General features: G+C 36.0%; 13 protein-coding genes. 12 read left to right on the top strand and 1 reads right to left on the bottom strand.

Translation table 11 applies throughout. The features are described from left to right. Window positions 1-96: 96 nt before the first annotated feature. The 7 genes from AC4BB7_RS11095 to AC4BB7_RS11065 all read left to right on the top strand — a co-directional run bounded on the left by AC4BB7_RS11095 (window position 97) and on the right by AC4BB7_RS11065 (window position 6873). Window positions 97-1152 (top strand): aspartate-semialdehyde dehydrogenase, encoded by a 1056-nt coding sequence (locus AC4BB7_RS11095; RefSeq protein WP_490483053.1) that lies wholly within the window; start codon window positions 97-99, stop codon window positions 1150-1152. Between the two features lie 133 nt (window positions 1153-1285). Further along, complete coding sequence (gene dapA / locus AC4BB7_RS11090) at window positions 1286-2158, top strand: 4-hydroxy-tetrahydrodipicolinate synthase (protein WP_490483052.1); 873 nt, start codon at window positions 1286-1288, stop codon at window positions 2156-2158. 31 nt (window positions 2159-2189) lie between these two features. Beyond that, window positions 2190-3878 (top strand): ribonuclease J, encoded by a 1689-nt coding sequence (locus tag AC4BB7_RS11085; RefSeq protein ID WP_086313553.1) that lies wholly within the window; start codon window positions 2190-2192, stop codon window positions 3876-3878. Window positions 3879-4238: 360 nt separating this feature from the next. Continuing rightward, window positions 4239-5420, top strand: coding sequence for an AI-2E family transporter (locus tag AC4BB7_RS11080; RefSeq protein WP_086313552.1), 1182 nt, complete (start codon window positions 4239-4241; stop codon window positions 5418-5420). A gap of 195 nt (window positions 5421-5615) precedes the next feature. After that, complete coding sequence (amaP, locus tag AC4BB7_RS11075) at window positions 5616-6179, top strand: alkaline shock response membrane anchor protein AmaP (RefSeq protein ID WP_490483051.1); 564 nt, start codon at window positions 5616-5618, stop codon at window positions 6177-6179. Between the two features lie 12 nt (window positions 6180-6191). Next, entirely contained in the window at window positions 6192-6425 is a 234-nt protein-coding gene (locus AC4BB7_RS11070; protein WP_086313550.1) for a DUF2273 domain-containing protein, read from the top strand. A 25-nt stretch (window positions 6426-6450) separates the two neighbouring features. Continuing rightward, entirely contained in the window at window positions 6451-6873 is a 423-nt protein-coding gene (locus AC4BB7_RS11065; protein ID WP_086313549.1) for an Asp23/Gls24 family envelope stress response protein, read from the top strand. A 112-nt stretch (window positions 6874-6985) separates the two neighbouring features. Here the strand turns inward: AC4BB7_RS11065 and AC4BB7_RS11060 are convergent, their stop codons facing one another. Next, on the bottom strand, window positions 6986-7447 hold the full coding sequence (locus tag AC4BB7_RS11060) for a methylated-DNA--[protein]-cysteine S-methyltransferase (protein ID WP_490483050.1): 462 nt from the start codon (window positions 7445-7447) through the stop codon (window positions 6986-6988). Window positions 7448-7539: 92 nt separating this feature from the next. Between AC4BB7_RS11060 and AC4BB7_RS11055 the strand changes: the two genes are divergently transcribed. The 5 genes from AC4BB7_RS11055 (at window position 7540) to AC4BB7_RS11035 (ending at window position 12684) form a co-directional block, all read left to right on the top strand. Then, entirely contained in the window at window positions 7540-8919 is a 1380-nt protein-coding gene (locus AC4BB7_RS11055) for a bifunctional metallophosphatase/5'-nucleotidase (protein ID WP_490483049.1), read from the top strand. Window positions 8920-8953: 34 nt separating this feature from the next. After that, on the top strand, window positions 8954-9613 hold the full coding sequence (locus AC4BB7_RS11050; RefSeq protein WP_490483048.1) for a YutD family protein: 660 nt from the start codon (window positions 8954-8956) through the stop codon (window positions 9611-9613). 6 nt (window positions 9614-9619) lie between these two features. After that, on the top strand, window positions 9620-10390 hold the full coding sequence (locus AC4BB7_RS11045) for a TIGR01457 family HAD-type hydrolase (protein ID WP_490483047.1): 771 nt from the start codon (window positions 9620-9622) through the stop codon (window positions 10388-10390). Window position 10391: 1 nt separating this feature from the next. After that, complete coding sequence (locus AC4BB7_RS11040; RefSeq protein ID WP_490483046.1) at window positions 10392-11048, top strand: TIGR01906 family membrane protein; 657 nt, start codon at window positions 10392-10394, stop codon at window positions 11046-11048. A gap of 532 nt (window positions 11049-11580) precedes the next feature. Then, complete coding sequence (locus AC4BB7_RS11035) at window positions 11581-12684, top strand: tyrosine-type recombinase/integrase (protein ID WP_490483045.1); 1104 nt, start codon at window positions 11581-11583, stop codon at window positions 12682-12684. Window positions 12685-12929 lie beyond the last annotated feature (245 nt).

Here is a 12929-nt window from a genome sequence, read left to right as displayed (position 1 = left end):
AGCAAAATCATTTTACTTCCTATGTAGTAAAAGTCAATATTATGGTAAAATAGAAAAAGCAACTTTCTTCAGGAATTTGAGAGGAGATCAATAAGTATGAAAAAAATGTACAATGTTGCCGTGGTAGGCGCAACTGGTGCTGTGGGTACCAAAATGATCCAAATGTTGGAAGAATCATCATTACCGATGAATCAGGTAAAACTTTTAGCTTCAAAACGTTCTGCGGGAAAAGAAGTAACGTTTAAGGGGCAAACCCTTGTAATCGAAGAGTTAGTACCTGAATCATTTACAGACGTGGATATTGCATTATTTAGTGCAGGAGGCAATATCTCAAAACAATTTGCACCAGAAGCAGTGAAACGCGGAGCTGTCGTTGTTGATAATACAAGTCACTACAGAATGGATCCAGAAGTACCTTTAGTAGTGCCAGAAGTCAATCCGAAAGCGTTAAAACGTCATAAAGGAATCATTGCCAATCCGAATTGTTCGACGATTCAAATGATGGTAGCACTTGAACCTATCAGACAGGCATATGGTTTAGACCGTTTGATTGTTTCAACTTATCAGGCAGTTAGTGGAGCAGGGATCAATGCAATGGAGGAGCTAAAATCACAAGCATTAGCGTATATCAATGGTACGCCTGCGGATCAATTAGAAGCGGCTATTTTACCAGCTGGTGGCGATAAAAAACACTATCCAATCGCATTCAACGCATTACCTCAGATCGATGTCTTTGCGGACGCTGATTATACTTATGAGGAATGGAAGATGATCAACGAAACGAAGAAAATCATGGAAGATGACAGCATCAAAGTGGTTGCAACCTGTGTTCGGATTCCTGTTTTATCTGGTCATTCTGAATCGATTTATATCGAAGTTAAAGAAGAAGGTTCTGATGTGAGCAAAATCAAAGAATTGATTGCTAATGCGCCAGGTGTTGTTTTACAAGACGATCCAAGTAAGCAACTTTACCCGCAAGCTTTAACAAGTATTGATCGTAAAGAAACATTTGTTGGAAGAATTCGTCAAGATATTGATATTGAGAAAGGCTACCATATGTGGGTTGTTTCGGATAATCTATTAAAAGGTGCTGCCTGGAATTCAGTTCAAATTGCGGAAACATTACATGAGATGGATTTGGTAAGAGTTTAAATGTTTGTTTAGCTTTGTAGGCTAGTAGACTCTATGAAAAAGATAAAATCTGCTTGTGGTAAAAAAACCATAAGCAACTTTTTCTACGAGTCTAAACGAGCCTACTACGCTTTTAAATTAGGAGGTAGTAAGTATGAATTTAAAAAATGCAACAATCATTACAGCAATGGTTACACCTTTTGACGAAAGTGGGGCAATTGATTTTGCTAAGCTGCCCCAATTAGTGAATCACTTGCTTGATCACCATACAGAAGGTATTATTTTAGCAGGAACAACAGGGGAATCACCAACGTTAACACATGATGAAGAAATCGATTTGTTTAATGAAGTAATTCGTTTGGTTGATGGTCGAGTTCCAATCATTTGTGGTGTGGGAACCAATGATACACGGGATTCTGTTGAATTTGTGCAAGAAATATCTGCAATTAGAGGTATTGATGCTGGTTTGGCTGTCGTTCCGTATTATAATAAACCAAACCAAGAAGGATTATATCAACATTTTAAAGCAATTGCTGAGGCGAGTGATTTGCCCATCATTTTATATAACGTTCCAGGGAGAACGGTGGCAAGTCTTGATGTAGCAACGACTTTGCGCTTAGCAGAATTGGATAATATCATTGCAGTCAAAGAATGTTTCGGTTTAGATGCATTGACCGAGTTGATAGAAAAGGCGCCAAAAGACTTTTTAGTGTATACTGGGGAAGACTCCTTAGCTTTTTCAAACAAAGCTTTGGGCGGACAAGGTGTAATGTCAGTTGCCAGCCATGTTTTTGGAACGGAAATGTATGACATGTTTCAAGCGTTGGATCAAGGAGAAATTAAAAAAGCTGCAAGCATCCAGCGTCAGTTATTACCTAAGATGAATGCATTGTTCTCAGTGCCATCTCCGGCTCCCGTAAAAGCTGTATTGAATCAAATGGGTATTTCCGTTGGTGATTTACGTTTACCTCTTGTACCATGTACTTCTGAAGAAAAGGCGAAAATTTTAAGCATACTGGATCTTTGATTCAGTATGAGAATATAGAGAGGTGAAATGAGTGAGTACAATAAAAATCGTTCCATTAGGCGGCGTTCGTGAAAATGGTAAAAATATGTACATCGCAGAAGTGGAAGATGAAATTTTTGTACTGGATTGTGGATTAAAATATCCAGAAAATGAGCTATTAGGAATTGATGTGGTCATTCCCGATTTTACGTATTTGGTGGAAAATATCGATCGTGTCGCAGGGATTTTCTTAACACATGGTCATGCCGATGCAATCGGAGCGTTACCATATCTTTTATCTAAAGTTCATGTACCAGTATTCGGAACGGAATTAACCGTTGAGTTAGCAAAATTAAACGTAGGAGATCATGCAGATTCTAAAGATTTTAATGATTTCCATGTGGTTGATGCCCATACAGAAATTGATTTTGCACATGCAACAATCAGCTTCTTCCGAACAACACACACGATTCCAGATTCTATTGGAATCAATTTAAAAACTAAAGAAGGTAACATCGTCTACACAGGAGATTTCAAGTTTGACCAAAGTGCGATTCCAATGTATCAAACAGATTTTGGTCGTTTAGCTGAAATCGGCAATGAAGGAGTTTTAGCGTTGCTGAGTGACTCTTCTAATGCAGAAAACCCAACTCAAATCGTTTCTGAACTTCAGATTGCAGATGAAGTTTTTGATACAATCCGTTATTGGGAAGGCCGCATTATCGTAGCTTGTGTGGCGAGTAATTTACAACGTGTACAGCAAGTTTTAGATGCTGCCCACAAATCCGACCGTAAAATTGTTTTAACTGGGCAGGATTTCCAACGAATCATCAACACTGCCATCAAATTGGACAAATTAAAATTACCTAGTGAAGATTTAATCATCAGTGTGAAAGATATGAAAAAATATCAATCTGATCAATTAGTGATTTTAGAGACAGGAACGATGGGGGAACCAATCAAGTCATTACAAAAAATGGCTAATGGTACACATCGTGTCATTAAAATCAAAGAAGGGGATTTAGTTTATATCACCACAACGCCAACGACTGCGATGGAAACGGCTGTTGCTAAGACAGAAGACATTGTATACCGTGCAGGTGGTGTAGTGAAACAAATCTCTGATAATCTGCGTGTTTCAGGTCATGCAAGTCCAAATGATTTACAGTTGATGCTAAATTTAATGAAACCAAAATATTTTGTTCCGATCCAAGGTGAATATCGTCAATTGGCAGCCCATGCAGATTTAGCCCATGAATTAGGCATTCCATACAAAAATATTTTCATTACTGGTCGAGGGGATATCCTTGAATACAGTAAACAAAAAATGAATGTTGCTGGCAGTACAACTGCTGATAACATCATGATTGATGGAATTGGTGTGGGAGATATCGGAAATATCGTGCTTCGTGATCGTAGAATATTATCTGAAGATGGTATTTTTGTAGCAGTTGTCACAATCAATCGTCGCGAAAAAAGAATTGTTTCACCTGCTAAAATCACATCAAGAGGTTTTGTCTATGTGAAAACAAGCAAAGACTTGATGAAAGAAAGTAGCAGTATCGTAACCGAGATTGTTGAAAAGCATCTTGAGAGCAGCGATTTTGAATGGAGCAAGTTAAAGCAAGATATTCGTGAGCAACTGAGTCGCTACTTATTTGAACAAACCAAACGTCGTCCAGTGATTCTTCCTGTTATTATGGAAGCAACGCAACGTAAAGGACGCAAATCAGCAAATTAACCAATAAAATCACTCAGTTAGTTATTTAACGACTGAGTGATTTTCTATTTGAAAAGCAGAATAATGAAGGGACAATTTTTTTACAGATTCCATTTTTTTCGTTACAATAAAGAAGTAAAGCTATCTTGCCTAGTGGGATTTGTCTCTTGAAAAAAAGATAAAATATGTTAGTGATAAAAAGCATCACTATCCTATTTTTCAACGCCCCTTAACAAGCCCATTACACTTTTAAATTGTCTAGTTCTATGGGCTAGGCTCTATGAAAAAAGATAAAATCTGTTAGTGACAAAAAGCATCACTATCCTATTTTTCAACGCCCCTTATCAAGCCCATTACACTTTTATTTTAAGGAGGGATCAAATGGAAAAGAAACAAGAAACTCGTTGGATCAAATTTCTTGGTGGAAAAAATCTATTATTCACACTTGTTGCTTTATTGTTGTTAGGTGCAGTGATTTTTATTTTTCATCAGGTTGGTTTTATTTTTGGTCCGATCGGTGTTGTGTTCAAAACAATTATTGGACCAACAATTTTAGCGTTGATTTTGTATTATTTATTCAATCCAGTCGTCAACTGGTTAGAAAAACATAAAGTGAAACGAGTGTATGGTGTTTCGGCTATTTTTATTATTTTGATTGCATTGATCGTTATCGGTATTATTTTAGTTGTTCCGATTCTGCAAAAACAGGTGGACGGATTAGTCAAAAGTTTTCCACAATATATGGACGATCTAAATAAAATGGTCACAGATTTTTTCCATAATTCTGCATTAGAAAAACCTTTAGCCAATGCTTTAGATGGTATTCAAAGATGGTTTGATAACGTTTCAGATGGCATAGGAAGTTATTTTAGTAAAGCTGTGGAGGGAGCTTCGACGGTCTTTTCTACCTTGACTGGTTTTGCACTTGTGATGGTAACGGCTCCAATCATTACTTTTTTCTTATTGAAAGATGATCGTAAGTTTTTCTCTTTTATTTTGAACATTATACCCCCACGTTTTAGAAACGATGCGAAAGAAATTGGGGCAACAATGAGTAGCCAAGTTGGTGCCTATTTAAAAGGGCAAATTTTGGTGTCGATCGCTATTGGTATCTTAACATTCATTGGTTTTTGGCTTGTTAAAGTACCTTACTCAGGAACGTTATCGATTATTGTTGGGATTACTGCCGTGATTCCTTATATAGGACCTGTCATAGCATTCATTCCAGCTGCAATTGTCGCATTGATGGTGTCATTTGGTATGTTTATTAAAATGAGCCTAGTTTGGATGCTTGTCCAAATGTTGAATGGACATTTGATTGCACCTCAAGTGATGGGAAAACGACTAGTCGTGCATCCATTGACGATTGTGATCGTATTATTGGTGATGGGGGATTTACTAGGGATGTTCGGCTTGATTTTTGGAATTCCTATTTATGCTATTGCCAAGGTGCTAGTTACCTATATTTTCCGTAAATTTAAACAACGTTACAATCAATTTTATGGAGATAGTGGAGAATATGAAGACACTGAATTTTCTAAAGAAGAATATTTAGATGAATAATTAAAAAAGACGATTGAACTTGTGCATCCAGCAAATGATTTGCTGAATCTTATAAATTCAATCGTTTTTTTTATATAATCTGAGCAAAATAAAATGTCTGGAGAAAAAAAGAAATTCGTATCTTTTGTAATACTTTTTTTTAGGCGTTACAATTTAATCAGAAACGAAAGGACTAATCTCAAAGGAGGGAAGTATATGAAACGTTTGCTGAAAATTATTTTTTTATTTATCATACTCATACTGTTTATCGGAACACTGGGCTCACTTAGTCAGTTGGTCGATATTCCTTGGCTGTCTTACCAAGTAGATGGGCTTCTTTACAATTATCCTTGGTTATTCAGTTTTTTTGAATGGACTTTACTTATCTTAGGAGGTCTTTTACTGCTTAGTTTGGTGGCAGTACTTTCAGTTTCTGGACGAAGAAAACGTCTAGTCATAAAGGACGGTAAGAATCGGATCGAAGTACCTAAAAGCACTGTAGAACAAATTGTGAAAGATGCTTACAGCACCATCATCCATCCAGATAAAACGAAAATGACAGTTAGAATCATGGGTAAAGAAAAAGTAGCCATTAAATTGAAAGTTGATGTTCGAAGCAAAGAGCGTTATCAACCTTTAGGAGAAGAAATCAAAGAAGCGGTACAAGGAGCATTAGATACAGCCCTGGAATCAATTGATAGCCGCGTAACGGTTCAATTAAGAGAAAAAGAACCGACAGAATCTACAGCTTTTGGTAAAAAACAATCACGAGTGATATAGGAGGGAAACGTCATGGATCAAGAGAAAAAAGAACACTGGCTCAAGCAGCTTAGACCGTATCGTTTTCGGATTATTTGGACAACCTTGTTTTTCCTATTAGCTCTCTTGTTATTACTGATTGGCTTTGGAAAAACATTGGTCTTACTAATTTTCGCAGCCGTTGGTTTTATTATCGGAAAAATGCGGGATGAAGATTTAGATATCTATTCCTTGATAGATTCAGTTAGATCTATGATAGGAATTTAAAATTATATTGAAGGAGTGAATGCAAATGGCAGAGGCAGTAGAGAACAATACAAGTGGATTAAAAGCAAAATTGACGTTCGGTGATGTTGTGATCAAAAAAATCGTAGGTGTGGTTATTTCTGATATTGATGGGATCTTAGGATTGAGCGGCAATCTTTTTACCGATTTTGCTGACCGATTTAGAGATAACGAAGATGTGACAAAAGGCATTGGAGTGGAAGTCGGAACAAAACAAGTAGCGGTAGATGTATCCGTGATTTGCAAATACGATGTTAATATTTCAACTGTCTTTGATCAAACTGTTGAACTAGTAAAAGAAGCGATTGCTCATATGACTGGTTTAGAGCTGATTGAATTTAATATGAGTGTGGATGATGTTATGACAAAAGAGCAATACCTAGAAAAATATCGAGGCAAAGAGAGCAATGACAATGAGGGTAGCAACTAATCTTTTTTAAGAGATAGCCGTTTTATTTATACAGAAAAAAATAACGAGAAACAGAACGAAGAAAGTTTTGTTTCTCGTTATTTTTGATGCTTCGAATAGTTTAAAACGGAACCTAATCCAGTGATCCATTTTCCACTTGTAACAAGAACTTTTTGATGCTGAGCCCGTCATGTTCAGAACTACCTAAATAGCCTGTTAATTGCCCATTTTTGCCAATCACTCGATGACAAGGAACAATGATCGGAAGCGGATTTTTGCTGTTTGCCTGACCGATTGCTCGAACTGCTTTTGGTGAACCAATAGCTTGAGCGATTTCTAGGTAACTGCAGGTTTTTCCATAAGGGATTTGAGAAAGAGCGGCCCAAACTTTTCTTTGAAATTCAGTGCCGCTTTGGATGGATAACGGGACAGTAAAATGCGTTCGTTCACCAGAAAAATAGTCTATCAGTTCTTTTGCGGCTTGTTCTGTAAAAGAATTTGTTTGATGGTTTTTGAGCTCAAAAAATGAGACTAAGGTCAAGCCTTTATGATCGGCATCTAGCCATATCGTTCCAAAAGGTGCAGTGATTTTCATTTTGATCTCCTTTAATTTTATGGTTACTTTATTATACTTCATCTAGAAGTATGGTACTATACTTTTATATACTGAAATTTGGAGGCCTGTTTATGGAAGAAATCGTCATCTTTCACACGAATGATTTGCATTCACATTTAGAAAATTGGCCCAAAATCAGGCGGTATCTGATCAGTCATAAAGAAGAATATGAGAAATTAGGTAAAACCGTAATAACTGTCGACTTGGGAGATTTTGCTGATCGTTGGCATCCATTGACAGAAGCAACCGATGGTCAAGCCAATATTGAACTGATGAATGCTATCGATTATGATGCAGCAACCATCGGTAATAATGAAGGTGTCGGTAATTCTAAAGAGCAATTGAATCATTTATATGATCATCGAAATTTTGATGTTATATTAGGTAATTTATTTGATTTAAACTCTGGTCAGGCGCCTGATTGGGCGAGTTCCTATAAGATTATAGAAACAAAAGATAAAGCTAAGATCGGTTTGATTGCTTTAACCGCCCCATTTCCGTTAACCTATAATCCAAATGGGTGGGATATACGTTCGACCAAAGAGATATTGCCATCATTGCTTAGAGAAATTCAAGCAAAATGTGATGTTATAGTCTTAATGAGTCATTTGGGCATTGACGAAGATATTAAAATAGCAAACGAATTTCCTGAAATCAATGTATTATTAGGTTCTCATACGCATCATCTGTTTAAAGAAGGAGAAAAAATCAATGATACACAACTGTCTGCTGCTGGGAAATTTGGTCATTATCTTGGAGAAGTTCATTTAACAATCGATAATGGAAAAATTATTCATAGTGAAGCAAAGGCAGTATCAATGGCTGAACAGGAAATGTTAGCTGAAGATCAAAGAGAAAGTGACGATTACTTAGCTTTAGGCCATCAGTTGTTGAAGGCAAAAAAAATCGCGAAGATCGATCACCCTCTTTTAATCGAGCTGACGGCTGATCATCCTTTGATCGTGACAGCATTAAAATCTTTAAAAGAAAAAGGCCAGACAGATGCAGCGATTTTAAATAATGGGTTGTTTTTATCAGATCTACCAAGAGGAATCATTGATGCAGATCAGCTTCACGAAACATTACCTCACCCGATGCATTTGATTCGTGTGACCTTATCTGGAGCAGAACTGATTCGTATGCTTAAGGAAATGGAAAAAAATCGACACTATTTACGAAAGTTTCCAATTACAGGAATGGGGTTTCGTGGTAAAGTCTTTGGTGAATTGTATTATGACGGAATCACGTATGATAAAGAAAAAAAACAAGTTCTATGGAAAAATCAACCCATCGATTTTAAGCAGAACTATACGTTTACTACAGTCGATCACTTTATGTTCATTCCTTTTTTTCCAACGATCGAACTTGCAGGTGACGTTGAATTTTTATTTCCGGAATTTATTAGAACAGTTTTAGGTGACTACTTGAACATGCACTACCCAATCCAATAAAAACAAGGTATAATAAAGTCTAGGCGGTGAAAAAATGACAGAAAAAGTAAAAAAAACATCCAAATCAGCTAAACCATTTATACAAAAAGAAGAGACAACAGCGACGTTAACAGAAGAAATCACTGCTGTCCTTGAAGAGATAAAAGAAGAACCTGTCAAAGAAAAGAAAAAAGGTGAAGTCGTAACACTTGTTGATGATAAACATGTGACGATCGGTACGCGCGAGTATCTTTTAGTAAAAAATCATCGGGAAGCTTTTGATGCAGAGAGATTAGGAGAACGTTTTAGCGATGTTCTTTCAAGATATGATTATATTGTTGGTGACTGGGGTTATGATCAGCTTCGATTGAAAGGCTTTTTCAACGAATCAAATCGCAAAGCTGCACCTGAACAGAGAATCGATACGCTAGAGGATTATTTGTATGAGTATTGTAACTTTGGCTGTGCGTATTTTGTGATCGAGCGAGTTGGTGGGAAACGTGAGAAACAACAAACACGCCGCAAAAAACCAAACAAAAAACCAACGAATTACAACCAAGCGCATACAGATGAAAAACGTGTGCCTGTAACAAATAAAACAAAACCTGTGATTAAAAATCGCAAAGAAAATGAACCGAAAAAACCAGTTGTTGGAAAACAAAATAATGGTGCTGGCCAAGGCCGCTCATTTACTATTCGTCAACGTGAGGAGTAATGATTTGTGAAAAAGCATTATCAAGGATATTTGATTGATTTAGATGGTACGATTTATTTAGGCAAAGAAGTCATTCCAGCAGGGAAAAGGTTTGTTGAACGTCTTCAGGAGTTGAATTTGCCTTTTCTTTTCGTGACGAACAATACAACAAAAACACCAGAGGCTGTTTCAGATCGATTAGCACAAGAATTCGATATTCATGTATCAGCTAAAACTGTTTATACAGCAAGTCTTGCAACAATCGATTATATGAAAGAACAAGAAAAAGGCAATCGGGTCTATGTGATCGGAGAATCCGGGCTGGTTGATTTGATTTTGTCTGCTGGTTTTCAATGGGAGGAAGAATCACCAGATTATGTCGTTGTTGGTTTAGATACAGATATCAGCTATGAAAAATTTGCAACAGCTTCACTTTGTATCAGAAATGGCGCAACTTTTATTGGGACAAATCCTGATAAAAGCATTCCGACAGAACGTGGGCTGCTACCTGGTGCAGGCTCATTTATTTCTTTAGTCCAAACAGCGACGCAGACAGAGCCGATCATGATTGGGAAACCAAATGCAGTTATTATGAATGAAGCGCTAAAAGTGATGGATCTGAGCAAAGAAGATGTAATCATGGTTGGAGATAACTACGAAACGGATATTCAGTCTGGTCTTCAAAATGGTATTGATAGTTTACTGGTTTTATCTGGTTTTACAGCAAAGTCAGCAGTTGCAGATTTGCCTGAACAGCCGACTTATATTGTTGATTCACTAGATGACTGGACTTTTTGATATGAAGAGTGTGGAAAACAAAGAAAAAAATTGGATTTGGCGAGAACGACTAGGAATTGTATGCTTGATTTTGACTATCTTATCGCTGAGTATTACAATCACTATTAATTTTCGCCCGCTTTATATCGTTGATATTGATTCTTTGAAGATTTTGAACTATGTTGACATGGATAAATCCACATTACTAAAAAACTTTGGTGAGTTGATGAATTATTTAAATAACCCATTTCGTCACACACTGCAATTATCCGATTTTCCTGTATCAACAAGCGGGGCATTTCATTTTTATGAAGTAAAGCGTCTATTTTTACTATGTTATGGTGTGCTGATCGTGACGGTGGTTCCAAGCACTCTGTTTGTTTTCCATCTGTTCAAATCAAAGCGAATGTGGCGATTGATTCGTCCGTTCCAATGGGGAATGATCATCCCAGTATTTTTCGGGTTTTTAATGGCAATCGGATTTGATCAGTTTTTTGTGGCATTTCATGGAGTCTTTTTCAATAATGATGATTGGTTGTTCGATCCAGTTACCGATCCGATCATAAATGTTTTACCAGAAGAATTCTTTATGCATAGCTTTATTTTATTTTTTGTTTTATTGGAGTTGTTCTTCTTAATCGGAATTATTTTAGGCAAACGACAACTGAAAAAACTGTAAAGAGAAGAATATAAGTCACTGTAAGCAGACTCACTGAGTTGCTTCAGTGATTTTTTTAGTCTCTTTGTCAACTAATGTTGGTACGGTAAATGAAATTAGTATAAAGAAAAATACTGTATTTCTAGTAAAAATTGAAATTTTACTTTGACATGTTTATTGTATACTTTATTTAAATCAAAAACGTTTCCTGTTTTTCTATAAAACAGGAAACGTTTTTGATTTGATTTTTAAAGTAACTAGTTTAACAACACAATTAATTCTATTAGAGTATTTGATAAAAATCAAGTAGCTAATCGAAAAATATCTCATAATTATTTCCAATTTTTTTATTAAATATGCAAAAAAATGAGAATTTATATAATTATATCGTTTTTTTTGAGAGAAAAAAGTAGAAATCTGGTCTAATTTTTTTCAGTAGATGAAATTTGATAGTGACTTTATTTAGAAAATCAGTATCGAAGTGTACAAGAGGCGGTTCGTTTTTTTCCGCCGTCAGTTCCGCCGTCAATACAATAGAAAGGATTTGATTATTTTGATTAAAGGTGAAAATATTTATAAGCGAAAAGATGGACGGTGGGAAGGACGTTATCCAAAGGCTAGAAAAGCAGATGGTTCTATTTATTATGGCTATATCTATGCACGCTCTTATCGAACCGTCAAAGAACAGATGATTGAGAAAAAAGCACAGGCAATTGTATCTTATGAAGGGCATTCAAAAGAATTTCAAGGAACTTTTGGTCACTGGGCGCACCTTTGGCTGACAGAGATAATGGCGAAAAAAATCAAAGAAAGCACATATGCTAGCTATAACAATAAACTTCAATTACATATTTTACCCTTTTTAGAAAGCTATCCGCTAAAAAAAATTACTTCATTAACGATCAATCAATTCGTTCAATCGTTAGCGAAGTCATTGGGATCAAGTTCGATCAGAATTGTATTTCGGATCGTCAAAAGTTGTTTTGAAGCGGCAAAAGAACGAGGATTTATTTATTTGAATCCTTGTGAGAACACAGCTTTACCTAAAAATTCAAAAAAAAATATACAAGCTTTGACTCGTGCTCAACAGAAAGCTGTAGAAGCAGAGAGTTTAATGGATGAAAAGGGGTTACCTATTTTATTAGCATTAGAAACTGGGATGCGCATTGGTGAAATCTGTGCATTGAAATGGACGGATATCGATTTTGAGTCCTCTTTATTAAGAGTTGAACGGACAAAGCAACGAATTTGTTTACCCAATAGTACTACTGGGCAACGGTCAAAAATTGTGGAAACAGCGCCAAAAACAGCAAATTCGACTAGAGTTATTCCCTTAACGACAAAAATAAAAAAAGTACTATTGTATTGGAAAGGTCATTCTTCAGCTGAGTATGTCGTGACTAGTGATAATCGCTCAATAGAGCCTCGTACAGTTAGTTATCGCTTTGAAAAAATTAAACAAAAGCTGGGTTTATTTAACATGCCATTTCATGCTCTTCGCCATACCTTTGCCACACGTTGTGTAGAATTAGGAGTAAATATAGCAGCCATTAGTTCATTATTAGGTCACTCATCTATAAAGTTAACATTAGATACCTATACCAACTCATTTTTAGAAGAACAACGAGCTGCAATAAAAAAATTATCGCTTATTTAATCTGTTTTTTTAAATTTTATCTCAAATACATTATATTTTTGTGTTTTTTAAATAACCAATGTTTTTTTATTGGGATAATATTCTTATGATTAACTTTACTCATCTGAGTAAGGTTATTTTTTTGCAATCCGCCGTCAAATTAGTCGTCAAACGAGAAAGGTAAATAGTTTTATATAAGGCTTTTTCAGTGCTCTTTCCTGTTTTATAGAAAAACAGGAAATGAAAAAGCATCTTTTTAAAATTGA

The sequence above is a fragment of the Enterococcus sp. AAFC-DPL-5182 genome, from assembly GCF_058216605.1.
This window is presented reverse-complemented; position numbering and strand designations above follow the sequence as displayed.